The sequence below is a fragment of the Caloramator australicus RC3 genome (assembly GCF_000297115.1).
GTDB classification, from domain to species: domain Bacteria; phylum Bacillota; class Clostridia; order Clostridiales; family Caloramatoraceae; genus Caloramator; species Caloramator australicus.
Window position 1 is genome coordinate 1 of sequence record NZ_CAKP01000019.1, and the last position, 24,567, is coordinate 24,567.

The window sequence follows — 24,567 nt, forward strand, 5'->3', positions numbered from 1 at the left end:
TCATCTGCTTCTATGTATAGCACCCTTACTTTCCTCTTTTCTTTTACTTCCCTTTTTACTTCTACTTCTCCTACCTGTCTTATTGCATTAAATACTGTCTGTCTACTTAGTTTCTCCGGACATGTTATTTTACTACTCTCCTCATAGGACATATTAATTGCGTTCTCCACCAGCTTTATCTTTACTTCTTTATCTACCTTCTCATGTTTGCTTATCCCTATAATTTCATCAAGTAAATATCTATATTCCCCATTCTTCTTAGATTTGTAATACGTTCTTGCATATTCTATTTCGCCTAGCATTGTTACAATCTTTTTCTTGTCTTTCCTTTCTACTACCCATCCCTTTTTCCTTTTTTCATCTTCTTTAATCGTTTTATCTAATTCTTCTAAAAAGTCCTTTATTATGTTTGCTCCTAATTCATCAGTCATTTTTTTAACTACATCAACAAGTTTTGTTAAATCCCATTCTTTTGATATAGTTTCTTCAACATTTTTTATTAATTTAGTAGTGAAATTTATTAAATGTTGTTGTATAATATTATTCAAAAGAGACACCCCCTTATTGGTTTGTGTGTTTTTTTTCACTTTTATTTTATCACAGGGGTTGTCTCTTTTAAATTTTTTGTCTTTTTTCGTCCTACAATAATTTTACACTATGTTTACAAAATGTCGAATAAAGTCTAAAATAATAGAGGTGTGGAAGTCATTACGTAAGGTTTATAATAAATCACCTCTAAGTATCCTCCGAAAAGGAGGATATTTTTTTTTATTTGTTTTATAATATAATTGAAAAGAAATTTGAGGTGATGGTATGGAAGCCTTAGAAAAATCCTATGGATTTGTTCTTAAGCATATTTTAAAAGCTGTAAATCCCATTAAAAAGAAGATAATTAAAACGGAATGTAAGGTCCACAAGTTTATAAATAATCAAGCTATAGAAATATTAAAAAATGATGGTAATGAAGAAGCTTATGATTTTCTATCTAAATATATGAGGGATATAAATTCAGGGGTTGTTTGGGCAGACCAGGATTTTAAAAGCAGCAATCATTTTTATAATCCTGAAAAAAATAGGGGCCTTTACGGTGCAAGCAACGCCCTAAAGGAGGCAACCTATTATTATACCAAGGCAATTAATTTATATAAGGAAGGGAAAATAAATGCTTCTGCCTTTTATCTTGGATCTTCTTGTCACATCATTCAGGATATGACGGTTCCTCAGCATGTCAATATTAAGCTCTTGGACAGCCATAGAAAATATGAGCTTTGGGTAATAAAGACATTTCTTATGCATGATTCCTTTAAAATTGAAAAAGGCGGGATATATTTAAATTCCATTAAGGATTTTATTGAAGAAAATGCGAAGATAGCAATAGAAGCCTATTTAAAATATAAACATTTACAGAATAAAGAAGAAAGATATTTTAAAATAACAGAAAAAATTTTAACCCAGGCACAGAAAACGACGGCAGGAATGATGTTGAAATATTTTAATGATGTGACTAAAATAAATAATATAAATTAGCAGAAGGAGGAAAGATATGCCAAAGATTACTTGGAAACCAGGGACTATGCTCTATCCTGTGCCTGCCGCCCTTATAACATCTAAATATGAGGATAAAGAGAATATAATTACAATATCCTGGATAGGAACCGTGTGTTCTGATCCTCCAATGCTTTCAATCTCGATAAGGCCTGAAAGATATAGTTATGAGCTTATTAAAAATTCAGGGGAATTTGTTGTCAATATCCCAAATAGGGACTTGGCCTATGCAACGGATTTCTGTGGGGTAAGGTCAGGAAGGGATGTAGATAAATTTGAATTTTTAAATCTAACAAAGGAAAAGTCAAGCGTAGTATCTGCCAGCATAATAAAGGAATGCCCTTTGGCGCTGGAGTGTAGGGTAAGGCAAATAATAGAACTTGGAAGCCATCACATGTTTATTGCTGAAGTTGTAGCCGTAAATGTAGAAGAAAAGTTAATAGATGAAACAGGGAAGCTGCACCTTGATAAGGCAAAACTTTTAATGTATAACCATGGTAAATATTGTGTAGCAGGAGAACACATTGGGAAGTTTGGCTTTTCGGTAGAAAAGAAAAAGAAAAAAAGGTGATATTATGGGGGATAAACAATATCTTATTGATATTAGCCGCAAGGAATTTAAGGGGGATATTTTGGATATAAGCTATGAAGGTGCAAATTTGATTATTCAAAATGTTAATGAGGAGTATGAAAAGGATTTTAAGACAGTTAAAGATATTAATGCTGAGCTTGGCAAGTTTGATACGGTGCTATTTTTTCTATCTATTAATAAATATGGAAGAAAAAATTTAAAAAGGCTTTTAAATAATCTTAAAAATAATCTTAATGATGAAGCAAGGATAATGATTTGGGATATTAATTATAGAAGAATATCTCCCTTTGATACATTAAAAATCAAGGTGATTAAAAAAAATAATAAAATAGAAACTTTAAGTGAAACCTTTAGATTTAAAATATTTTCTTTAAATTCAAAATATGTTGAAAAGATTCTGTTTAAAAATGGATACAAAATTTTAAAATTAGAAGATGATGGGATTCTATATTACATAGAGGCAACTTACGGAGGATAGAAATGAAGGTATTGTTGATTGCGTTAAATTCAAAGTATGTTCATTCAAATTTAGCAATAAGATATTTAAGGGCCTATGTAAATGAGTTTGATGTAGAAATATTTGAAGGAACAATTAATGAAAATCCGTTTAATTTAGCCCTTGAAATAGCAAGAAAAAAACCTGATGTAGTGGCCTTTTCCTGTTACATATGGAATATTGAAAATATCTTAAAGATATGCGGCATATTAAAGGAAATAAATAAAGATATAACTATAATATTAGGTGGGCCAGAGGTTTCATATGATCCAAAAAATATACTTCAGTTAAATGAGTATATTGATTACATAATATTTGGCGAAGGTGAAGAAACCTTCAAGGAACTTTTAGAGTATTTATCTAGACAGGGAAAGAGGAAGGATTTGAAGTCTATGAAGGGTCTGGCCTTTAGATTGGGTGAAGAGATAATTGTAAATGAAGAAAGGCCCTTGATTACAAATTTAGATACCATTCCTTTCCCGTATGATTTGGAAATTCCTTCAAAAATAGTATATTATGAAGCTTCAAGGGGATGTCCTTTTAGCTGCAAATATTGTCTTTCATCAACAATAAAGGGTGTCCGCTTTTTTAGTTTGGAAAGGATTAAAAGAGATTTAAAATATTTAATAGACAATGATGTTAAACTTGTTAAATTTGTAGACAGAACCTTTAATGCAAATAAAAGAATGGCTATTGAAATTTGGGAATTTCTAATTCAAAACTCAAAGGGAACAAAGTTTCATTTTGAAATAGCAGCGGATCTTTTGGATGAGGATTGCTTTGAAGTTTTAAAAAGGGCACCAAAGGATCTTTTTCAATTTGAGATAGGTGTGCAAACTACCAATGAAACTGTTTTAAAAAATATAAATAGGATAATGGATTTCGAAAGAGTAAAAAATAATGTAAAAAGGGTTATGAGTATGGGAAATATCCATTGTCATTTGGATCTTATTGTTGGACTTCCGGGAGAGGATTTTAGTTCCTTTAGAAGGTCCTTTGAGGATGTAATGGATATAAAACCGGATGTTTTGCAAATTGGTTTTTTAAAGGTGCTGAAGGGGTCACCGATTAGCTTTGAGGCAGAGGAGTATGGAATCAAATATTCACCCTATCCCCCTTATCAGGTATTAAAGACAAAGGATTTAAGTTTTGAAGAAGTTGTATTTCTTTTAAAATTTGAAGAGGTTTTTGAAACATTTTATAATTCCCATATATTTAATAATACAATCAGATACTTTTTAAACAAGTTAAATAGCTATGAATTTTTCAGTAAGCTTACTATCTTTTTAGAGGAAAATAATTTCTTTAAATTGAATTTTGATCTTAATGGAAAAACAAAGCTTTTGCTTGAATTTTTAAAAAAATATGAGGATGAGGATATAGTAAAGAGCCTTTTGATTCATGATTATTTGTTTACTACAAAGAAAGGGTATCTTCCAGAATTTTTTAAAAGTAATGATGAGATAAACATAAAAGATGTTTTAGCTGAGAATAAGGAAATTATATATGAAAAATTACGTGTTAAAGATTTCAAATCTGTTTTTGCTGTAAAGGTAAAGGTTGATATAAAGGAAGATTACATATATGGAAATTACATCCTTGTAATTAATTTACTAGATAAGCGATTTTTTTACATCAATATGTAATATTTAAAAATTACAAGAAAATTCGATAAATTAATACTTTAACAATCGATTTATGTAATTTTTTAAAAAATATCAATATTAATAAATTTCTCTATTAAAAAAAATTATAGTATAATGTAATTTGTAAATTATTTATTAATTTTTATCAAAATAAAAGGTGGTGATAACTTGGCACTTGAAGTTGTTAAGCAGGTGGCTGAAATTGAAAGGCAGGCTGATGAGATAATTAAATCAGCACAGCAGAAGGCAAATGGTATATTAAAGGCTGCAAAGGAAAAGTATGATTTATTGATCAAGGAAGCAAACCTTAAGGGTAATGAAATTTATAGGGAAACTATAAATAGGTTTGAGGAGGAAGGCAAAGAAGAGGCAAGGCCTATTTATGAGGAGGCAAATAGGACGATAGAAAATATAAAAAACATACCTAATGAAAAGATAGAAAAGGCAATTAATATGGTTATTGAGAGGATAGTGAATAGCCATGGCGATAGTTAAAATGAAAAAATTGAACTTAGCTTGTGCTAAGGAAGACAAGGAAAAAATATTAAAACTTCTGCAAAAATTAGGCGTAGTTCAGATAGTAGATTTAAAGGATAAACTAGAAGATACTGATTATGAAAAAGAAAAGCCCTCAAACGAAGTAGAATATGAATTTGCAAAAGTTAAGTTTACCTATGAATTCTTAAAGCAATATTCAGAGGAGAAAAAAGGAATTTTTACTCCTAAAAATGTATTAAGCTTTGAGGAATTTGAAAGGCTTGATTCCCATTTAGATTGGGAGGAATATTATAAGGCAGCAAAATTCATCGAGGAATCGATGAATACAAACAGGACAAAAAAAGGAAAAGTGTTGTCTTTGATCGATCAATATTCAAACTGGGTTAATCTTGACGTCTCAGAAGCTGAATTAAAATCGCTAAAAAATGTTGCTTATTTTATAGGGACGGTAAATAAAAAATATAAAGAACAGCTATTAATAGAGCTTAATGAGACCTTTAAAGAAATTTATATCGAAACAATATTTGAAAAGCAAAATGATGTAAATATATTAGTTCTTGCACATAAAGATAAGTTTAATGAAGTATCAGAAGTTCTTAAAAAATACGGGTTTGCAAAGACTAATTTAGAATTTGATAAAACACCAAAGGAAAAGATATTAGAGCTAAATAAAGAAATCGAAAGTTTAGAAGAAGAATATCAAAAGTTAATAGAAAGGGCAAAGGAAGCTGCAAAAAATATCGAAGATGTTGAAAAAATTTACGATTATTTCTATTCTAAACTTCAGCTTGAGCAGGCAAAATCAAAGCTTGTTTTAACCAAAAAGACAGCGGTTTTAACAGGATGGATTCCAGAAGACAAAGTTGATGTAGTAAAAGAAAATGTTCAAAATAAATTTAAACATGTATTCATTGAAGTTGAGGATGCAGAATTTGAAAATGCACCAGTTTTATTAAAAAACAACTGGCTGTCAGAACCCTTTGAGGTTGTAACTTCTATGTATGCACTACCAAAGCCAACAGAGATAGATCCAACACCAATTCTTACGCCGTTTTTCCTTTTATTCTTTGGAATGATGATGGCGGATGTTGGATATGGTATTTTGATGTTTTTGGTAGGAATTTTAGGCCTTAAGTTTACAAACATTGAGGGGGATCTTAAAAAGCTACTAAAGCTTATACTATATTGCAGCATTCCAACAATAGCATTTGGTTTGTTATATGGCAGTTTCTTTGGAGGAATAATTAAACTTAAACCACTATGGGTTGATCCTGTAAATGAACCTATGGAGATTTTAAAATGGTCTATAATTTTTGGTATAGTTCATCTTTATGTTGGGCTTGGAACAAAGGCATATATGTTGATTAAGAACGGAAAAGTTTTAGATGCCTTCTTTGATGTTGGAGCATGGTATTTACTACTTTCAGGGCTTATATGGATGTTCCTCGGCGGAGGAACTATAGCGAAGGTTCTTGCAATATTAGGCGCATTAATAATACTTCTAACCCATGGAAGAGAAAACAAAACCATAGTTGGTAAGTTTTTTGGTGGATTTTACTCATTATATGGTGTTACAGGATATTTAGGTGATGCTCTATCCTACTCGCGCCTTTTAGCTCTTGGTCTTGCATCGGGGCTAATTGGATGGTCCTTTAATCTTCTTATAAGCCTTTTAGGAAAAGGTGTAGTAGTTTATATCTTTGGACCACTGATATTTATAGCAGGACATACATTTAACTTTCTTATAGGAATTTTAGGAACGTATGTCCATACATCAAGATTGCAGTATCTTGAATTCTTCGGCAAATTCTATGAAGGTGGCGGAAAGGCCTTTGAGCCTTTAAAAATAAAAACAAAATTTATAAAAGTAGAATAAGGGAGGAGTTAATATGGAAAACTTTACAACATTCGTTGAATTTTTAAGAGCTTATGGTGGAGCAACTTTAGCATTATTAGGAGCTGCCCTTGCAGCATTAATGGCGGGCATTGGTTCAGCAAGAGGTGTTGGTATCGTAGGTCAAAGTGCTGCAGGCCTTATTACTGAAGATCCAGAAAAGTTTGGTCAATCACTTATATTACAGGTTATCCCAGGAACACAGGGATTTTATGGTTTTATTACAGCTCTAATTGTTCTTTCAAGAATAGGTTTATTAACAGGAGGATTAAAGCCTTTAACATTAGCTCAAGGATTTTATCTATTAATGGCATGCCTTCCAATGGCCTTTGTTGGATATAGTTCAGCAATATCACAGGGTAAGACTGCAGCGGCAGGTATCCAAATACTTGCAAAGAGACCAGAAAAGATGTTTAATGGTGTTATCTATGCCGTAATGGTTGAAACATATGCCGTAGTTGCTTTGATTACTTCAATATTGATGATCGTTAACATAAAGATATGAGGGAGTGCTTAAAATGGCCGGAATTGAAAATTTAAAGGAAAGGCTCTTATCTGATGCCAATGAAAAGGCAGCTAACATAGAAAATGAAGCATCTATGAAGGCGAATTCAACTTTAGAAGAAGCTAAAAGTAAGGCAGATAAAATAATTGAAGAGTTAAAGGAAAAAGCAGAAAGGGACGGAAGGGAAAGAAAGGAAAGAATAATTTCAAAGGCTAAAATGGAAGCAAGGGATATGGTATTAAAGGCAAAACAAGATGCCATTGATAATGTATTTAGACTTGTTGTTGAAAGAATTAATAACATGGATATTGCTTCATACAGAGATCTTTTTAAAAAGCTTATATTAAATAATGTGGAAACAGGAGATGAAGAAATAGTCCTTTCCGTTAAAGATAAGAATAAATTTGATCAAAACTTTTTGTTCGATATAAACAGGGAACTTATGTCAATGGGTAAGCTCGGCAATCTTAAATTTAGCCAGGAAACCCTAAATATAAGTTCAGGATTTATATTAAGAAGAAGGGGACTTGAGATAAACTGCACAATTGAAGCTTTAATTAGGAATTTAAGAGATGAGCTAGAGGCTGAACTAGCAAAACAACTTTTCTAGTTCCTCCATTTAACAAGATAGGAGGGGAAGCAATGGATTTAACTTATTTTGCACAGAGCATTGCAAGGGTTAAGGCTATGGAAACAAAAATGCTCGATAAGGCTAAATTTGAAGCCCTTATTGAGGCAAAGGATTTTAACGAAGCAGTAAGGATGCTTCAGGATACAGTGTATTCTAATTATGATATGAGGGATTTTGAAGTAGGATTAAAGAAGGCCTTAGAGGATCTTTATTCCGAAATGGGGAAAATAAGTCCTTCAAAGGAAGTTGTAGACTTTTTAGCGGCAAGATATGATGCTCATAATATTAAGACATTAATCAAGGCTAAATTCTCAAGCTTTGAGTATGAAAGGCTTCTTTATAACATTGGAACTATTCCTTTAGATTCTCTAAAGTTAATGATCAAGGATGAAAATTTTAGAGATCTTCCATCTACATTGAGAAATTGTATTGAAGGTGCAATTGGGGAATATAAAGCCAATAAAAATCCCCAAGGGATAGATATTACAATTGATAAAGGGATAATAAAATATATGTTTGAAATAGCTGAAAAATCAAAGCTTGAGTATTTGATAAAGATAATAAAGATTATAATAGACATGACTAATATAAAGGCCTTTATAAGAATAAGAGTTCAGGATAGAGAAAGGGAACTTTTTAGAAAAGTGTTTATCGAGGGTGGCAATATAGATATAGACCATTTCCTCAATAGTTTTAACGATTCCCTTGACTCCTTTGGTAACAAGATAATGCATACTGAACATTTTAAGTGGGTAAAGGGTGGTTTAGAGGAATATTTAAAAACAAACGATCTTGGAAGCCTTGAAAAGTATGGTGATAATTATTTGATCGACTTTATTAAAAATTCTAAGTTTGTCTCCTTTGGGCCGGATCCTCTTATAGCTTACATATTAGCAAAGGAGAACGAAATAAGGCTTTTGAGAATAGTTTTAACGGGCAAAAAGAACAACGTAGCACCCGACGTTATAAGGGAAAGGTTGCGTGATATTTATGTATAAGATTGGAGTTGTCGGGGAAAAGGATGCAGTTATAGCCTTTTTATCCCTTGGTATGACTGTTAAGGGGGTTGAAAATGCAAAGGAAGCCCAAATGGCAATCGATGGTATGGCAAGGGAGGGCTATGGTCTTATATTCGTAACAGAAACTATTGCCAAGGAAATAGATGAAACCATAGAAAGATATAAAAACAGCTTTTTACCTGCAGTTATATTAATTCCAGGCGTTCAAGGTAGTCTTGGAATTGGACTTCAAAAAATAAAAGACAATGTTGAAAAGGCTGTTGGAGTAGATATTTTATCAAAGAAGGAAGGTTGATAGTCTTGAAGGCGGGAAGGATTATAAAAGTTTCAGGACCATTAGTTGTTGCTGAAGGCATGGAGCATGCCAAGATGTTCGATGTTTGTAGAGTTGGTAATAAAAGACTTATAGGCGAAATAATAGAAATGCGTGGAGATAAGGCTTCAATTCAGGTTTACGAGGAAACATCAGGTCTTGGTATTGGCGAGCCTGTTGAAACTACTGGTGAGCCATTGAGTGTTGAACTTGGCCCTGGCCTTATCGAAGCGATGTTTGATGGAATTCAAAGGCCTCTTGATAAGATAATGCAGATGGCAGGAGATTTTATAACAAGGGGTATTGACGTTCCAGCCCTAGATAGGGAAAAGAAATGGCACTTTGTTCCTAAAAAATCAGTAGGAGACTATGTTCAACCTGGAGACATATTTGGAACTGTTCAAGAAACAACTTTAATAGAACATAGAATAATGGTTCCATATAATGTTGAGGGAGAAATTGTAGAGATATTAGAAGGAGATTTCACGGTTTTAGATACTGTTGCTAAGGTTAAAAACAAAGATGGCGAAATTGTAAATCTTACAATGATGCAAAAGTGGCCTGTAAGAAAGGGAAGACCATATAAATCAAAGATAACGCCAGAGGAACCACTAATTACTGGACAAAGAATAATAGATACCTTCTTCCCAGTTGCAAAGGGAGGAACAGCTTGTGTTCCAGGTCCCTTTGGAAGTGGAAAGACAGTAGTTCAGCACCAGCTTGCTAAATGGGCGGATGCGGAGATAGTTGTATACATCGGCTGCGGTGAACGTGGCAATGAGATGACTGATGTTTTAATGGAATTCCCAGAACTTAAGGACCCAAAATCAGGGGAGCCATTAATGAAAAGAACTGTTCTTATTGCTAACACATCAAACATGCCTGTTGCTGCAAGAGAGGCTTCTATTTATACTGGTATTACAATTGCAGAATACTTTAGAGATATGGGATATTCAGTTGCAATGATGGCAGATTCAACTTCAAGATGGGCAGAGGCTCTTAGAGAGATGTCAGGACGTCTTGAAGAAATGCCTGGTGAAGAAGGATATCCAGCTTACCTTGCATCCCGTGCAGCACAATTTTATGAAAGAGCAGGAAAGGTTTACTGCTTAGGATCAGATGAAAGAATAGGTGCCTTGACAGTTATAGGTGCAGTATCTCCTCCAGGTGGAGACCTTTCAGAACCTGTAACTCAGGCTACATTAAAAATAGTTAAGGTATTCTGGGGACTTGATGCAAATCTTGCCTATAGAAGACACTTCCCAGCTATAAACTGGCTTTTAAGTTATTCATTATACATGGAAAAAATCGCACCGTATATTGAAAGAATGGGCTTTGAAGGCTGGGGCGAGATGGTTAGAGAAGCCATGAAGATATTACAGGAAGAAGATGAATTGCAGGAAATCGTAAGACTTGTAGGTATAGATGCTTTATCAGAAAAGGATAGACTAACTTTAGAGGCAGCAAAGTCTTTAAGGGAGGACTATCTACATCAAAATGCCTTCCATGAGGTTGATACCTATACTTCACTAAATAAGCAATATAAAATGTTAAAACTAATTTTGGAATTCTACCATCAATCTCAAAGGGCATTAGATGCAGGGGTTTACCTTAGCAGGATATCAAACCTTCCCGTAAGAGAAAAAATAGCAAGAGCAAAGTATGTTCCAGAAAGTGAAATAAACAAGGTGGATGAAATATTCGTAGAACTTAAGGAGCAGATAGAAACTCTTATATCGGAGGGAGGGTTTGTAAATGCTTAGAGAGTATAGAACTATAAGGGAAGTTGCAGGACCATTGATGCTTGTTGATGAGGTTGAAGGAGCACTTTACGATGAAATAGTTGAAATTGAAACCCAAAGTGGAGAAATAAGAAGGGGAAAGGTTCTTGAAATAAATGGAAATAAAGCCTTGATTCAGCTGTTTGAAAGTTCTGCAGGTATAAATCTTCAGGGAAGTAAAGTAAGGTTTTTGGGTAAAACACTTGAGCTTGGCGTATCAATGGATATGCTTGGAAGAGTATTTGATGGTCTTGGAAGACCAAAAGATGGAGGACCTAAAATAATTCCTGAAAAGAAGCTTGACATTAATGGTAACCCATTAAACCCTGTTGCAAGGGACTATCCGTCAGAATTTATTCAAACGGGTATCTCAGCAATAGATGGACTTAACACCCTTGTTAGAGGGCAAAAGCTTCCCATATTCTCAGGTTCAGGTCTTCCCCATGCAAGGCTTGCAGCTCAAATTGCAAGACAGGCAAAGGTTCTAAGTGCTGATAGCAAATTTGCAGTTGTATTTGCTGCAATGGGTATAACATTTGAAGAGGCTGAATTCTTTATATCAGATTTTAAAAAGACTGGTGCTATAGACAGGGCAGTTCTTTTCATAAATCTTGCAAACGACCCACCAATCGAAAGAATTGCAACTCCAAGAATGGCACTAACTACGGCAGAGTATTTGGCCTTTGAAAAGGGAATGCACGTTCTTGTTATAATGACGGACATGACAAACTACTGTGAAGCCCTAAGAGAAATTTCAGCTGCAAGAAAGGAAGTTCCAGGACGCCGAGGATATCCAGGTTATCTATATACTGACCTTTCAACCCTTTATGAAAGGGCAGGAAAAATAAGGGGCAAGGAAGGTTCAATTACACAAATTCCAATCCTTACAATGCCAGAAGATGATAAGACTCACCCAATTCCTGACCTTACAGGATATATAACAGAGGGTCAGATAATTCTTAGCAGAGAGCTTTACAGAAAGGGTGTTAATCCTCCAATAGATGTTTTACCATCCCTATCAAGACTTAAGGACAAAGGAATTGGTAAAGGTAAGACGAGGGAAGACCATGCAGATACGATGAACCAGCTTTTTGCTGCCTATGCACAAGGTAAGCAGGCAAAGGAACTTGCAGTAATCCTTGGTGAGGCTGCACTTTCAGATACAGATAAGCTTTATGCTAAATTCGCTGAGGAATTTGAAAAAAGATATGTAAGCCAAGGGGAATATGAAAATAGAAGCATTGAAGAAACACTAACAATAGGATGGGAGCTCCTATCGATACTTCCAAGAACTGAGCTTAAGAGAATTAGAGAGGAATACATCGAAAAGTACTTGCCCAAAAAAGGGGATGAAATTTAATGAGATTAAATGTCAATCCAACGAGAATGGAGCTTAGCCGTCTTAAAAAGAGGTTAAAGGTTGCTGTAAGAGGTCATAAACTTTTAAAGGATAAACAGGATGAACTTATGAAAAAGTTTATTGACCTTATAAAGAAAAACAATGAATTGAGACTAAAGGTTGAGGAAGAACTTACGAAATCCCTTAAGGATTTTATGATGGCAAGGGCAGTAATGGGGACGGAAGCGTTAGAAGAGGCGATTGCAATGCCGGCTGAAACTATAAAGCTTGATGTAACAAAAAAGAATATAATGAGCGTTAATGTTCCCATTATGAACTTTGTAAGAGAAGGTAGCGAAAATGCAAGCATATATCCTTATGGTTTCTTTGCAACAACTGGGGAGCTTGATGCTGCTATTAAAAAATTATATGATATTATGCCGCATCTTTTAGAGCTTGCAGAGGTTGAAAAGTCCTGTCAGCTTATGGCAGATGAGATTGAAAAGACAAGAAGAAGGGTTAACGCCCTTGAATATGTTATGATTCCACAGCTTAAGGAAACAATAAAATATATTACAATGAAGCTTGATGAAAACGAGCGTGGAACTTTAACAAGACTTATGAAGATAAAGAGTATGATGCAAAAATAAAGGTGGCAAATTGCCACCTTTATTTTATCCGCCACCAATATATGGATAAAATCCAACTGTATCTCCATCCTTTAGTTTTGTGTTAAAATCAGCGTTTTGACCATTAATAGTGCAGTTGAAAACTTCATTTAAAGGCAAGGCTAATTTTTTTATTAAATCATTAACTGTTGCACCTTGAGGAATTTCAATTGTTAAAGTAGAACTACCTGCATATTTAGAGAGCATGGCAAATAATTTGACCGTAACCTTCATGCTTTCACTCCTTAGAACACGACGGACAATCCTTTTGTTTTTCTACATCGATTGTTTCAAAGATATCGTTTTCAATATCTATAAAATAAACTTTGTTTGAAATTTTGCTATTTACATAGTTGTAAATCAAATTAACTGCAAGTCCGGATAAAATTTTAGAAAGATGATTAAGGGCAAAATTGTCTTTATCAAGATTTTTTGATGTTATTATGTCCTTTATACAGTTTATGCAGTGATTTTTATAAGGCGAAACTAGTGTTACAATTCCTGATGTAGAGTTATGATGAACAAATACCATTACTTTTTTGTTTTTTAAACAATAATCATTGATTAAAAGGCTGGTATTAAAATTTGAAGTAGTGTCAACGATAACATTGCAGTCTGAGCAGTAGGCATGGATGTTATGTTCATCTATTCTATCTATGTATCCTTGTAAAAGAACCTCTGAATCTATCTTTTCTAATTTTTCAAAGGCAGCTTCGACCTTAAGGCGGCCAATGTCATTTTCGTCAAATATAGAATGGGTGAAAACATCGGCTTCATTGATTTCGGCATCGTCTATAAATGAAATATTTTTCATCCCCAATCTTGATAAGGAGTCGATTATTGAAGTCCCAACTGAACCGCATCCTATTACGCATATTTTAAAATCGTTACTTATTTTATCGTTCATCTAAAGACCCCCATTTATTCAATTTCAATTCCTTTATAATTAAAAAATGATCCTAAAAGTGGTAAAGAGGCTTTTAAACTAAGTTCAATCCTTTCGCCAATCTTTATCCCTTTTTGAATAAAAATCTTTATATCTTTATAATCAAACACATCATATTTTTCTTCATTTAAAACTACCTTTTTTGCCTCAATCCAAAGGCTTTTTACTTGAGGCCCACCTCATCCACAGCTAGTTTTGATTATTTTAATTTCCAGCTTACCACCTTTATTTAAAATGTAGTTATAAGTTTTATCGTTCATTACAATCTCCATAAAAAGCCTCCTTCCTTATTATTATTTTATCATTACATAATTTTTTTACAACATTAAATTATTTTAAAAGGCACCTCACGGTGCCTTCAGACTGTTGAAAAAGTTATTTTTGATAAGCCCTGTGAAGGATTTCCCTGGCATTCGCTCATTTCGCTAAGCAATTCTAAGCTTTTCTTTGTTTCCAAAAGTCCTACCCTCGTGAGCCGACATCCGTGTCGGCCACTCGGCTCTGCACGTCCGTGTGCAGAATTACGGACTTTTGAAAAGTCGAAAAGCAAGAATTGCTAAAGCTCATGAGAGATGCCTTTTCTAATCCTTCCAGGGCTCTTGCAAAGTCTGAAAACCAAAGAGGGTTTGTCTACAATCTGAAGGCACCTCACGGTGCCTTAGTTTTCTATTTTTTTGAATTCATTTATTGCAGCTTTTACAAGTTCAATATCATATCCCCAGGACTTTATTGCATGAATCTTGAAGGATGCTGTATATTTAGTAAGCTCCTGCATTAAAATTTCCTCCTCATAGCCACATCCGCTGCTTGCTAAATTAACAAATAGAATTTCTGATATGCTTTGAGATTTATAATAATCAAAGGAGAATTTTAAATCTTTAGATATTAATATTCCGCTTTCTATAAAACCATACTTTACAAGTCGATCCTTTAACTTTTCTGATGTATTTGTTTTATCATCATATATTAGTATTCCTTTAAATCTTTTAGGAAGGTTATTAATTTTATTAACATAATAGTTAATGAAGATATCTGAGGCGTAGATAGGTCTTGTAAATTTTATTGTTATTCCCCTATCCCTCAAAAATTCTAAATCTACTTCTTTATTTATTTTTGAGTCTATCTCCCTTGAGGTATAGTTGACTATATATATGGTTTTACATCCATCTTTAATGGCAGAATTAATTGCATCTTGAATTTTGGGAACATATCCTTCAAAGGCAATATAAAAGTAGTAGGGTTTATAATTAAGAAGAGATTTTTTAAGTTCTCTTGCCACCTTTAATAATTCATCATTTTTATAATTGGTTCCTATCTTATAGTAAAATCTTTTAATTTTGTAACAAAGAAAGGGTTTTGATAATAAATTTATATTCTTTAAAAAATAATTGGCATAAAAAGGAGTATATTTTTCCATTTCTCCTTCGCTATAGAAAATTACAGCCTTTTTTAGATTATCTAGGTTTGAAAAATTCGGATAAGAACTTTTTTTAGGCATAAATACAAAATAACTGCATAAAGCATAGGAGAAAAAGAAAAATATCATTGCGGCTGGAATATATTTTATATTTATAGTAAAATATTTTCTAGAGAAAACAAATATCAAAATTGAAAATACAAAAATTGCAAATAATAATGGATAATAGGATGTAGGTGATATCAAAATTAAAGTAAAAAGTATCCCCCATAAAATGGAAAATAGTAAAACAACCAAATTTTCACCCCCAAAAATAAACCTCAATTAATTATATGAGTTTGTTTATAAAATTTACTACAATGAGGACTGTAAAATATTAATATTTTAAATATTTAGGAGGTGCATTTATGCAGGCAGTAGAAATTAAAAAAGATGTTTATTGGGTTGGTGCTAAAAATCCAGATCTTAGAGTTTTTGATATCATAATGACAACAAAAAAGGGGACTACATATAATTCATATTTAATTGTTGATGAAAAAGTTGCGCTTATCGATACAGTTAAGGATGGATTTTTTGATGAATTTATAAACAGGATAAAATCTGTAATTGGCGACAGAAAAGTAGATTATTTAATAGTAAATCATACAGAGCCTGACCATAGCGGTTCTATAAAGTCGATTTTGAGTGAATATCCTGATATTAAAATATATGGTTCAAAGGCAGCTTTAATGTATATTAAGAATATAATAAACAGGGACTTCGATGGAACAGAAGCGAAAGATGAACTAAGTTTAGGAAAAAGAACATTAAAGTTTATCTCAGCCCCTTTTTTGCATTGGCCGGATACGATATTTACTTATGATGAATTTGATAAAATACTTTTTACCTGTGACTTCTTAGGATCCCATTATTGTGATGACAGTATTTTTGATGATGAGGTTGGAGATTTTTATGATGAGTTTAAATACTACTATGATGTTATAATGGGACCTTTCAAAAAGCATGTTTTATCTGCAATTGAAAAGATAAAGCCCCTTCAATTTGATCTAATTGGAACAAGTCATGGTCCGGTTTTAAGAAAGGATTTGCAAAAATATATAGATAAATACTATGAATGGAGTAAACCAGTTTTAGACATTCCAAAGGATAAATATGCCCTAATCGCCTATGTTTCTGCCTACGGATATACAAAGGAAATTGCGATGGCCATTAAAGAAGGATTAAAGGATGTAGGCTGTGAAGTTGATGTTCATGACATTACTGAACTTCCTTTAGAAAAGCTTGTTGAAAAGGCAGATAAAGCAAAGGCAGTTTTTGTTGGCTCACCAACTATAAACCAGGATGCAGTAAAACCCGTTTGGGATTTTCTTTCATTAGTAAGCCCCATAATCAATAGAGGCAAAATTGCCATGGCCTTTGGCTCCTATGGATGGAGCGGCGAAGGAGTTCAATTGATTACTGATAGGTTAAAGGGATTGAAGTTCAATGTAATTGAGCCAGGATTTAAAGTATGCTTTAAACCAAGTGAAGAGGACTTAAAAAGAGCAAGGGAAATTGGAAGAGAAATAGGAGAAAAGGTATAAGCACCCACAACGGGTGCTTTTATTTTTGTAAAATATTTTAACAATAAGTGAATAATAGAGAAAACTATTAATTTATCTAATAAAACTTTAGCTGTATAATTTGTGACAAAAAATTAAATTTATCAGAAAATTAAGAATATTGACTAATTTGCATAAAGATGCTATATTATTAATTAACAATGCTTTTGGAAAATATACTAATATTAGAAAATAGGAGGATAAAATGTTAAGCGATTTATATACTGAAGCGTGTGAAGATATGGAAGTAGGGAGATATGAAACTGCAGAGATAAAATTCGAAAAATTGTTACAATTGAATAAAAATGATTACAAAATTTTAAATAAATTGGGTGTTCTGTATACATATAAAGGGGAAAAAGAAAAGGCATTAACCTATTTTAACTTGTCTTTAGACAATAACAGTGAATATGCACCTGCATATGTTAATATTGCAAACATATATCAAGAAGAAGGTCAGATGGAATTAGCAGAGGAGTTTTATTTAAAAGCTATTGAAGTTGATCCTGATTATGCATTAGCATATTACAATTTGGGGGTTTTATATAAAAAAAATGGACAAATAGAATTATGGGTTAAAAATTTTAAACAATACAAAAGACTCTTAAAAAGAGAACAATATAACTACACAAATGTAAAAGAAACAAATGTAAATAAAAAGAAATTTTTAATTATATGGCCTATTCTTATGTTTTTAATTGCTTATGTTTTTTTAATGAGTTTAATGAAGTGAGTTATTACAAGTAAATTATTTGAACAGTATTGTAAATATAGCCAAAAGTCTAAAATTGCTTTTGGCTATTTAAATAAAATAAAAAAGGAGGGGAATCTATGAAAAAAGTTTTAAGTAGCCTACTTATGTTGGTTTTAGCTATTTGCTTTGTAGCTTATCCAATTGTAGGCGCAGCAAGCACTCAAAAAAAAGGCTCAACCCGTTAAGGAAGTTGAGTCAGCACTTAAAAAGGGCATTATAGTAGACTTTGGCCCAAACTATGTTGTAATTAAAGAAGCAGGTAAAAATCAAAGATATGCAGTTAATAACAAAACAAAGGTTTATTATCTAGGCAATTTATCAGATATTATGGAAGTAGCTAAAAAAGGTTTAAAGGTTTCATTTAAGGTCTGGCTCAAAAACAATGTTCCGCAATATCTAACGTATTTAGAAATTCCGGCTGCAGGACTAGAAGGACAAGGAATTATAGGAGTGTCATTGATTGACTTTAGAACTAATATAAGCGATGATTCAACTCCACCATCACTAGCTGCACCATCAATTGATGATAGAACTCAATTAGTTAATGGAAATGTTGTTAAAACAACTGATTTAAATCCGGAATTAGAAACACAATTTCAGTTTGTCGATTCGAAAAAATTAAGACTTGGAAGCATAACAGTTATTCCAGGAACATTGAAGGTAAAAGTTGAAGGAAAAGAATATAAACTTATTGATGAAAAGGAAGAATTTACAGCTGATGACCAATATAAGATGGTAGTTAGCAAAGGAGTTACAGATTTAGTATTTAAGGCAGATTTGCCAGCTAAAAATCAATCAGAAGCAGAGACTAAGGTAGAGGTAAGCTATAATAAAAAAGTTTATGAAATAAAAACTGCAGAGATAAACTCATTCCCTATTCATGAAGATGTTTATGTTGAATTGAATGGTAAAGAAACAAGTCTAGCAAAGGCACTTTATAGGGGAACATATTTCTACACCCTTGCAAACGATAATGGAGAAATAGTTTATATAAATGCATTCTACAAGGATGCTGAGGCAGTAGTTAGAAGTATTAAAGGCAACATTATGGAAGTTACTCTAATAAAATATGGAAAAGCTGCATTTGTTGATACAGTTATAATCGAGGATTGGGCAAACATTTCAGACTCAACTGGCGACGTATTAAATCTTAATGATTTAAGAGCTGGAGATAAGATTAAATTCTCAGTTGATCCAGATTCTGGCTATAAAGTTGTTGATATCATAAAAATTAAATAAAAGGGGGGGTAGAAAATGAAAAAAATAAAGCAAGTTATTACTTTACTTTTATTTACTGTAATAATCCTATCAAGCTTTGTTGGAGTAACAAAGGCAAAGTCTGAGCCAATGACAAAAGCAAACACTATTTATTATGCAACCTTCTCAGATCCAATTGATTTAAACCCAGCAATTTCAAGTGATAATGCATCAAGTGAAGTTACAGGCTTCTTGTTTAGAGCACTTTTAAAGAGGGATTGGTCAGGTAAGCTAATACCTGATATGGCAGAGGCTATGCCAACCATTTCAAATGATAATAAAACTATAACCTTTAAGCTCAGGAAAGGAATAAAATGGCATGATGGCACAGAATTAACCTCAGCTGATATTAAATTCTCTTATGAGTTTATTCTTGAACCAAAGGTTGCATCAGTTAGAAGATCCAACTTTATAAATATTGATACAATTGAAACACCAGACAAATATACTGTCGTATTTAAATTAAAGGAACCTGATTCAGCATTATTACCTAATTTTTCATACTATTACATTATTCCAAAGCATATTTGGGAGCCTGAATTACAGAAACTTTTAAACGGAACTTATAAATCAATTAAAGAAAGTAAATATAACAGAGAGCCAATAGGAAACGGACCATATATGTTTGTAGAATGGAAGACAGCAGAAAGAGTAGTATTAAAACGTAATCCAAACTTCTATGATCCACAACCCAAAATCGAGTATATTGTATTTACAATAACACCATCACAGGCAGTTGCGATGGTAAAGACTGAAACTGGTGAAGCTGATTATGTTGTAGTTCCAGAATCAGACGTTGCAAGAATGAGAACAAAATCTAACCTTAATACATTCGTTTACGACAGAGCATCCTTTGACTATATCGTTTATAATTTAAAACACCCGATATTCTCTGATAAGAGAGTAAGACAGGCTATTGCTCACGCATTAAATAAGGAAGCTATGGTAAAGGGTATATATAAAGGTGTTGCAAGCGTAGCTCATAGCTCATACCATCCAAAGCTTTGGGCTTATAATCCTAACGTTAAGCCACTTCAATACAATTTAAACAGAGCAAAGCAGCTTTTAGATCAAGCCGGCTGGAAGGTAGGAAAGGACGGAATAAGAGAAAAGAATGGTCAAAAATTACAGTTTGTTCTCATGACAAACAAAGGAAACATAATGAGAGAAAAGCTTGTAGTTTATATCCAAAATCAATTAAGATTAGTTGGAATAAAAGTTGAACCTAGAATAATTGAATGGAATACCTTCTTAAATAAGTATTACTATGCTGGCAAATATGATGCAGTTCTACTTGGATTTATTACTTCAATCGATGGTGATCAAACTGTTTTATTCCACAGCGATCCTGCAAAGGGAACCTTTAATAGAAATTTCTATAAAAATCCGCAAGTTGATAAACTTTTAGATGATGCAAGAAAAACATTTGATATTAATGAACAGAAAAAATTATATTGGAAGTTACAAGAAATTATAGCTGAAGATCAACCAATAACTTACATTGCATATAGAAAGAACGGATTATCCTTCAATAAGAGGGTAAAGAACGTTAAGGTTGTTGACTTGTTAGGAACCAATGATGGATACATGAGTTGGGAATTACAAAAGTAAAAGAAAATATGTTGTTTTAGTTTAACTATAGATATGGCAAGGTTTCTTGCCATATCTATATTAATGAGAAATGTGGAGGTGGACTATGCTAAAATACGTTGTAAAAAGAATTTTACAGGCTATACCGTTACTTTTCATAATTTCATTAATAACGTTTTTTATAATTAACCTAGCACCGGGCGACCCTATTTATATGTTTATTAATCCAGAGACAGCAAATCCTGTTGATGTAGAAGTTATAAGAAAATCATTAGGTTTGGACAAGCCTATATATATTAGGTATATATTGTGGTTAAAAAATGTTATCCAGGGTGATTTTGGTAAATCATTCCAACATGGCAGACCAGTTCTTGAAATGATTTTAGAAAGATTGCCAAATACTATAACTCTTGCAATTGTATCTACTATTATATCGTTTTTAGTATCAATACCAGTTGGTGTTTATTCAGCAATAAAAAGAAATTCAATTTTGGATTATATGTTTTCAACCTTTGCTTTTATAGGTATATCAATACCGTCTTTTTGGTTCGGACTAATGCTTATTTTATTGTTTAGTTTAAAATTAGGCTGGCTTCCTTCTGGCGGAATGAGGGCAAATTTTGAAGAGTTTGATCTTATTGATCGTTTAAGACACATAATTTTGCCAGCTCTTGTATTGGGTATGGCAAGTATGGCATCGCAAATGAGGCAAATGAGAAGTGCGATGCTTGAAGTTATAAGACAGGATTACATAAGGACTGCAAGAAGTAAAGGTCTTTCTGAAAGGGTAGTAATATTTAAACATGCTTTAAGAAACGCCCTTTTACCGATAATAACAATCATAGGCTTTATTATACCATGGCTCGTAAGCGGTGCAGTTGTTACAGAAACAATTTTTTCTTGGCCAGGTATAGGAAGGCTTTACATTCATGCTACATTTATGAGGGATTATCCTGTAATTATGGGGGTTACTATTATTTCTTCGGTAATGGTAGTAGTAGGTTCAATGGTAGCGGATATATTATATGCATTAGTGGATCCAAGAATAAAATATAACTAAGTGAGGGGATAGAGATGGCAGAAATAAAGCTTAATAATGAAAATAAAAGCGTTGAGCTTGCAGAAAGCTATGAATATAGCGATACCTTTTCAAAAAAGTTTCAAATATTTTGGAGAAGATTTAGAAAAAATAAGATGGCTGTTATAGGACTAACAATATTAATTATTTTATATTCATTAGCAATTTTTGCTCCCTTTATAGCACCTTATGATCCAGCTGGAACAGCGGATGACATTATGTATGTCGATGGTCCGCCAACATTTAGATCATATGTTGGTTATAATGTCAATGGGGAAGAGGTAGTATTTAAACCGAACTTCTTTGGAAGAGATGAGCTAGGAAGAGATGTATTCTCTCGATGCATATATGCAGGAAGAATTTCACTTACGGTTGGTTTTGTTTCAGTAAGTATATATGTTTTGATAGGAACTGTTTGGGGAGCAATTGCCGGCTATTACGGTGGCAAAGTTGATAACATAATGATGAGAATTGTTGATGCCATAATGTCCATTCCTACGATGATGCTTCTTATAACGGTAATGGCAATTTTTAAACCTAATCTTTATAATGTTATGATTGTTATCGGGTTAACGGGATGGACAGGTATCGCAAGATATGTAAGGGCGGAATTTTTAAGTTTAAAAAAGAGGGATTTTGTTGAGGCAGCAAGATGTATAGGAGCAAGTAATACAGCCATAATATTTAGACATATACTTCCAAACGCAATAGCCCCAGTTATAGTTGCAGCTACAATGGGTCTTGCATCAGCAATTTTAACAGAATCTACACTAAGCTTTTTTGGGTTAGGAGTTCAGCCACCGACGCCTTCATGGGGGAATATGCTTACTAACGCACAGGAATTAGAGACAATGGTATCAGCTCCTTGGAAGGCATTTTGGCCGGGGTTATTTATATTCCTCTCTGTATTATCCTTTAATTTCGTTGGTGATGGTCTAAGGGACGCATTAGATCCAAGATTAAAACAGTAAAAATAAGATTAGAGGTGTTGCTATGGAGAAGCTACTTGAAATTAAAAATCTTAGAACATATTTTTATACTGAAGATGGTGTAATTCCAGCTGTTGATGGAGTTGATTTTTATATAAAGCCGGGAGAAACATTAGGCGTTGTTGGTGAATCAGGATGTGGAAAAAGTATAACCTCCATGTCCATAATGAGGCTCATACCAAATCCTCCAGGAAAAATAATGGAGGGTAGCGAAATATGGTTTGATGGCGTTAATTTATTAAACTTACCAGAGAAGGAAATGAGAAGTATAAGAGGAAATAAAATCAGTATGATTTTCCAAGAGCCAATGACATCTTTAAATCCAGTTTACAAGGTTGGGGATCAAATAAGCGAGGCTCTTATACTACATCAAAAGATGTCAAAAAAGGATGCGTGGGAAAAGGCCATTGAGATGCTTAAATTGGTAAACATACCTTCACCGGAAAAGGTAGTAAATGAGTTTCCACACACTTTAAGTGGGGGTATGAGACAAAGAGTAATGATAGCTATGGCCCTTGCTTGTAATCCAAAGCTTTTGATTGCAGATGAACCTACCACAGCATTGGATGTTACAGTTCAAGCACAGATTCTTGATCTTATGAATGAATTAAAAAAGAAGGTTAATGCTGCTGTTATGATGATAACCCATAATTTGGGTGTAGTAGCAGAAACCTGCAATAGAGTAGTTGTAATGTATGCAGGACAGGTTGTAGAAGAGGGCGGCGTAGAAGAAATCTTTGAGAATCCATTACATCCATACACAAAAGGATTGCTAAACTCAATACCTGATGTAAATGGTAAAAAGGGCAAACTAGATGCTATCCCAGGAGTAGTTCCTAATCCATTAAATATGCCAAAAGGCTGTAGATTTGCACCAAGGTGTGATAAGGCAAAGGATATATGTTATAAAGAAAAACCAGAGATCATAAGACTTGGAGAAGAAAGATGTGTAAGATGCTTCTTATATGACGAAAAGGTAGGTGTTAGCAATGGATAAACTAGTTGAAGTATATGGTCTAAAAAAATATTTCCCAATGAAGGGGGGATTTTTTAATAGAACAGTTAATTATTTAAAGGCAGTTGATGGAGTGAGTTTTTTTATAAATAGAGGAGAAGTGCTAGGCGTAGTTGGAGAGTCAGGATGTGGTAAGTCCACCACAGGAAGGACAATATTAAAACTATTAGAACCTACCGATGGAAAGATAGTTTTTGATGGTGAAGATATAACAAAGCTTGAAGGTGAGGCTCTTCGAAAAAAAAGAAAGGAAATGCAGCTTATTTTTCAAGATCCATATTCCTCTTTAAATCCTAGGATGACGGTTGGTGAGATAATTGGCGAACCAATTACCATTCATGAAAAGGTGAGCCGTGCAGAAAAACTTGAAAGGGTTAAGGAATTATTAAATAAGGTTGGCTTAAGCCCTTACCATGTTAGAAGATATCCCCATGAGTTTAGTGGAGGACAAAGACAAAGAATAGGTATTGCAAGAGCTCTTGCCCTTAATCCAAAGTTTATAGTTGCAGATGAGTCGGTTTCAGCCCTTGACGTTTCGATACAGGCACAAGTTATAAATCTATTTGAAGAGTTAAAGGAAGAATTTAAGTTGACTTATATGTTTATTTCTCATGATTTAAGCGTTGTAAGACATATTTCAGATAGAATCTCTGTTATGTATCTTGGAAGAATGGTTGAAATGGCTGAAACTGAGGAACTATTTAATAATCCTATGCATCCTTATACACAGGCATTGCTATCAGCTGTTCCAATTCCCAATCCTAAACTTAAAAAAGATAGGATAATTTTACAAGGGGATGTTCCATCGCCTATAAATGCACCAAAGGGCTGTGTATTCCATACGAGATGTAGATATGCTATGGATGTATGTAAACATTTTGTTCCAGAATTTAAAGAAATCGAAGATGGTCATTTTGTTTCATGTTTTCTTTATGATAAATAGTATAAAAAATGAAAGGAATAAAATTGGACTAGATTGTGATACCCCTTTTA

Annotated in this window: 25 protein-coding genes; 21 read left to right on the forward strand and 4 right to left on the reverse strand. The window is 33.3% G+C overall.

Annotated features, from left to right (window positions below; translation table 11 throughout):
- Positions 1–548 (reverse strand): UPF0236 family transposase-like protein (locus CAAU_RS02090; protein WP_192811166.1); only part of this gene is annotated, 548 nt, incomplete at its 3' end.
- A gap of 265 nt (positions 549–813) precedes the next feature.
- Here CAAU_RS02090 and CAAU_RS02095 point away from each other — a divergent pair.
- The 13 genes from CAAU_RS02095 (at position 814) to CAAU_RS02155 (ending at position 12,909) form a co-directional block, all read left to right on the forward strand.
- Positions 814–1,527 (forward strand): zinc dependent phospholipase C family protein, encoded by a 714-nt coding sequence (locus tag CAAU_RS02095; RefSeq protein WP_008907782.1) that lies wholly within the window; start codon positions 814–816, stop codon positions 1,525–1,527.
- Positions 1,528–1,543: 16 nt separating this feature from the next.
- Positions 1,544–2,116 carry a flavin reductase family protein gene (locus tag CAAU_RS02100; protein ID WP_008907783.1) on the forward strand — a complete coding sequence of 191 codons (573 nt, stop codon included), beginning with the start codon at positions 1,544–1,546 and terminating at the stop codon, positions 2,114–2,116.
- A 4-nt stretch (positions 2,117–2,120) separates the two neighbouring features.
- Positions 2,121–2,615, forward strand: a complete 495-nt coding sequence (locus CAAU_RS02105; RefSeq protein ID WP_008907784.1) for a hypothetical protein — start codon at positions 2,121–2,123, stop codon at positions 2,613–2,615.
- 2 nt (positions 2,616–2,617) lie between these two features.
- A complete protein-coding gene (locus CAAU_RS02110; protein ID WP_008907785.1) occupies positions 2,618–4,279 on the forward strand; it encodes a B12-binding domain-containing radical SAM protein in 1,662 nt (553 codons plus the stop codon).
- Between the two features lie 168 nt (positions 4,280–4,447).
- A complete protein-coding gene (locus CAAU_RS02115) occupies positions 4,448–4,774 on the forward strand; it encodes a V-type ATPase subunit subunit G family protein (protein WP_008907786.1) in 327 nt (108 codons plus the stop codon).
- Complete coding sequence (locus tag CAAU_RS02120) at positions 4,761–6,653, forward strand: V-type ATP synthase subunit I (RefSeq protein WP_008907787.1); 1,893 nt, start codon at positions 4,761–4,763, stop codon at positions 6,651–6,653. Before CAAU_RS02115 ends, CAAU_RS02120 begins: the two co-directional genes overlap by 14 nt.
- Before the next feature lie 13 nt (positions 6,654–6,666).
- A complete protein-coding gene (locus CAAU_RS02125; protein WP_008907788.1) occupies positions 6,667–7,176 on the forward strand; it encodes a V-type ATP synthase subunit K in 510 nt (169 codons plus the stop codon).
- Positions 7,177–7,189: 13 nt separating this feature from the next.
- Positions 7,190–7,786 carry a V-type ATP synthase subunit E gene (locus tag CAAU_RS02130; protein WP_008907789.1) on the forward strand — a complete coding sequence of 199 codons (597 nt, stop codon included), beginning with the start codon at positions 7,190–7,192 and terminating at the stop codon, positions 7,784–7,786.
- Between the two features lie 32 nt (positions 7,787–7,818).
- A complete protein-coding gene (locus tag CAAU_RS02135) occupies positions 7,819–8,805 on the forward strand; it encodes a V-type ATP synthase subunit C (protein ID WP_008907790.1) in 987 nt (328 codons plus the stop codon).
- Positions 8,798–9,121, forward strand: coding sequence for a V-type ATP synthase subunit F (locus tag CAAU_RS02140; RefSeq protein WP_008907791.1), 324 nt, complete (start codon positions 8,798–8,800; stop codon positions 9,119–9,121). The genes CAAU_RS02135 and CAAU_RS02140 overlap by 8 nt, the downstream gene beginning before the upstream one ends.
- Positions 9,122–9,126: 5 nt before the next feature.
- Positions 9,127–10,902 carry a V-type ATP synthase subunit A gene (locus CAAU_RS02145; RefSeq protein ID WP_479722817.1) on the forward strand — a complete coding sequence of 592 codons (1,776 nt, stop codon included), beginning with the start codon at positions 9,127–9,129 and terminating at the stop codon, positions 10,900–10,902.
- Positions 10,895–12,280, forward strand: a complete 1,386-nt coding sequence (locus CAAU_RS02150; protein WP_008907793.1) for a V-type ATP synthase subunit B — start codon at positions 10,895–10,897, stop codon at positions 12,278–12,280. The genes CAAU_RS02145 and CAAU_RS02150 overlap by 8 nt, the downstream gene beginning before the upstream one ends.
- Entirely contained in the window at positions 12,280–12,909 is a 630-nt protein-coding gene (locus tag CAAU_RS02155; RefSeq protein ID WP_008907794.1) for a V-type ATP synthase subunit D, read from the forward strand. Before CAAU_RS02150 ends, CAAU_RS02155 begins: the two co-directional genes overlap by 1 nt.
- A gap of 24 nt (positions 12,910–12,933) precedes the next feature.
- Here CAAU_RS02155 and CAAU_RS02160 read toward each other — a convergent pair whose 3' ends face one another.
- From CAAU_RS02160 to CAAU_RS02170, 3 genes are all read right to left on the reverse strand, one after another.
- The gene (locus CAAU_RS02160) at positions 12,934–13,161 is read right to left on the reverse strand and encodes a MoaD/ThiS family protein (protein WP_008907795.1); all 228 of its coding nucleotides are present in this window, start codon (positions 13,159–13,161) and stop codon (positions 12,934–12,936) included.
- Between the two features lie 4 nt (positions 13,162–13,165).
- Positions 13,166–13,834 carry a HesA/MoeB/ThiF family protein gene (locus tag CAAU_RS02165; protein WP_008907796.1) on the reverse strand — a complete coding sequence of 223 codons (669 nt, stop codon included), beginning with the start codon at positions 13,832–13,834 and terminating at the stop codon, positions 13,166–13,168.
- Positions 13,835–14,531: 697 nt separating this feature from the next.
- Positions 14,532–15,587, reverse strand: coding sequence for a hypothetical protein (locus CAAU_RS02170; RefSeq protein WP_008907798.1), 1,056 nt, complete (start codon positions 15,585–15,587; stop codon positions 14,532–14,534).
- A gap of 110 nt (positions 15,588–15,697) precedes the next feature.
- Between CAAU_RS02170 and CAAU_RS02175 the strand changes: the two genes are divergently transcribed.
- The 8 genes from CAAU_RS02175 (at position 15,698) to CAAU_RS02210 (ending at position 24,517) form a co-directional block, all read left to right on the forward strand.
- A complete protein-coding gene (locus CAAU_RS02175) occupies positions 15,698–16,873 on the forward strand; it encodes an FprA family A-type flavoprotein (protein ID WP_008907799.1) in 1,176 nt (391 codons plus the stop codon).
- A 223-nt stretch (positions 16,874–17,096) separates the two neighbouring features.
- The gene (locus tag CAAU_RS02180; protein WP_008907800.1) at positions 17,097–17,624 is read left to right on the forward strand and encodes a tetratricopeptide repeat protein; all 528 of its coding nucleotides are present in this window, start codon (positions 17,097–17,099) and stop codon (positions 17,622–17,624) included.
- A 348-nt stretch (positions 17,625–17,972) separates the two neighbouring features.
- Positions 17,973–18,884, forward strand: a complete 912-nt coding sequence (locus CAAU_RS02185) for a hypothetical protein (RefSeq protein WP_008907801.1) — start codon at positions 17,973–17,975, stop codon at positions 18,882–18,884.
- A gap of 15 nt (positions 18,885–18,899) precedes the next feature.
- The gene (locus CAAU_RS02190; protein ID WP_008907802.1) at positions 18,900–20,513 is read left to right on the forward strand and encodes a peptide-binding protein; all 1,614 of its coding nucleotides are present in this window, start codon (positions 18,900–18,902) and stop codon (positions 20,511–20,513) included.
- A gap of 85 nt (positions 20,514–20,598) precedes the next feature.
- Positions 20,599–21,552: an ABC transporter permease gene (locus tag CAAU_RS02195; protein ID WP_008907803.1), complete on the forward strand. Its 954-nt coding sequence runs from the start codon at positions 20,599–20,601 to the stop codon at positions 21,550–21,552.
- A 14-nt stretch (positions 21,553–21,566) separates the two neighbouring features.
- Positions 21,567–22,541 carry an oligopeptide ABC transporter permease gene (gene opp4C / locus CAAU_RS02200; protein ID WP_008907804.1) on the forward strand — a complete coding sequence of 325 codons (975 nt, stop codon included), beginning with the start codon at positions 21,567–21,569 and terminating at the stop codon, positions 22,539–22,541.
- A gap of 22 nt (positions 22,542–22,563) precedes the next feature.
- A complete protein-coding gene (locus tag CAAU_RS02205) occupies positions 22,564–23,556 on the forward strand; it encodes an ABC transporter ATP-binding protein (protein WP_008907805.1) in 993 nt (330 codons plus the stop codon).
- Entirely contained in the window at positions 23,549–24,517 is a 969-nt protein-coding gene (locus tag CAAU_RS02210) for an ABC transporter ATP-binding protein (RefSeq protein WP_008907806.1), read from the forward strand. The genes CAAU_RS02205 and CAAU_RS02210 overlap by 8 nt, the downstream gene beginning before the upstream one ends.
- Positions 24,518–24,567 lie beyond the last annotated feature (50 nt).

Excerpts from the sequence above, each read along its gene's own strand:
- opp4C (WP_008907804.1), top strand. The coding sequence starts at position 21,567 with ATGGCAGAAATAAAGCTTAATAATGAAAATAAAAGCGTTGAGCTTGCA.
- CAAU_RS02125 (WP_008907788.1), top strand. The coding sequence starts at position 6,667 with ATGGAAAACTTTACAACATTCGTTGAATTTTTAAGAGCTTATGGTGGA.
- CAAU_RS02205 (WP_008907805.1), top strand. The coding sequence starts at position 22,564 with ATGGAGAAGCTACTTGAAATTAAAAATCTTAGAACATATTTTTATACT.
- CAAU_RS02105 (WP_008907784.1), top strand. The coding sequence starts at position 2,121 with ATGGGGGATAAACAATATCTTATTGATATTAGCCGCAAGGAATTTAAG.
- CAAU_RS02180 (WP_008907800.1), top strand. The coding sequence starts at position 17,097 with ATGTTAAGCGATTTATATACTGAAGCGTGTGAAGATATGGAAGTAGGG.
- CAAU_RS02185 (WP_008907801.1), top strand. The coding sequence starts at position 17,973 with ATGGAAGTAGCTAAAAAAGGTTTAAAGGTTTCATTTAAGGTCTGGCTC.
- CAAU_RS02150 (WP_008907793.1), top strand. The coding sequence starts at position 10,895 with ATGCTTAGAGAGTATAGAACTATAAGGGAAGTTGCAGGACCATTGATG.
- CAAU_RS02155 (WP_008907794.1), top strand. The coding sequence starts at position 12,280 with ATGAGATTAAATGTCAATCCAACGAGAATGGAGCTTAGCCGTCTTAAA.
- CAAU_RS02160 (WP_008907795.1), bottom strand. The coding sequence starts at position 13,161 with ATGAAGGTTACGGTCAAATTATTTGCCATGCTCTCTAAATATGCAGGT.
- CAAU_RS02120 (WP_008907787.1), top strand. The coding sequence starts at position 4,761 with ATGGCGATAGTTAAAATGAAAAAATTGAACTTAGCTTGTGCTAAGGAA.
- CAAU_RS02195 (WP_008907803.1), top strand. The coding sequence starts at position 20,599 with ATGCTAAAATACGTTGTAAAAAGAATTTTACAGGCTATACCGTTACTT.
- CAAU_RS02130 (WP_008907789.1), top strand. The coding sequence starts at position 7,190 with ATGGCCGGAATTGAAAATTTAAAGGAAAGGCTCTTATCTGATGCCAAT.
- CAAU_RS02135 (WP_008907790.1), top strand. The coding sequence starts at position 7,819 with ATGGATTTAACTTATTTTGCACAGAGCATTGCAAGGGTTAAGGCTATG.
- CAAU_RS02100 (WP_008907783.1), top strand. The coding sequence starts at position 1,544 with ATGCCAAAGATTACTTGGAAACCAGGGACTATGCTCTATCCTGTGCCT.
- CAAU_RS02210 (WP_008907806.1), top strand. The coding sequence starts at position 23,549 with ATGGATAAACTAGTTGAAGTATATGGTCTAAAAAAATATTTCCCAATG.
- CAAU_RS02165 (WP_008907796.1), bottom strand. The coding sequence starts at position 13,834 with ATGAACGATAAAATAAGTAACGATTTTAAAATATGCGTAATAGGATGC.
- CAAU_RS02190 (WP_008907802.1), top strand. The coding sequence starts at position 18,900 with ATGAAAAAAATAAAGCAAGTTATTACTTTACTTTTATTTACTGTAATA.
- CAAU_RS02175 (WP_008907799.1), top strand. The coding sequence starts at position 15,698 with ATGCAGGCAGTAGAAATTAAAAAAGATGTTTATTGGGTTGGTGCTAAA.
- CAAU_RS02140 (WP_008907791.1), top strand. The coding sequence starts at position 8,798 with ATGTATAAGATTGGAGTTGTCGGGGAAAAGGATGCAGTTATAGCCTTT.
- CAAU_RS02110 (WP_008907785.1), top strand. The coding sequence starts at position 2,618 with ATGAAGGTATTGTTGATTGCGTTAAATTCAAAGTATGTTCATTCAAAT.
- CAAU_RS02095 (WP_008907782.1), top strand. The coding sequence starts at position 814 with ATGGAAGCCTTAGAAAAATCCTATGGATTTGTTCTTAAGCATATTTTA.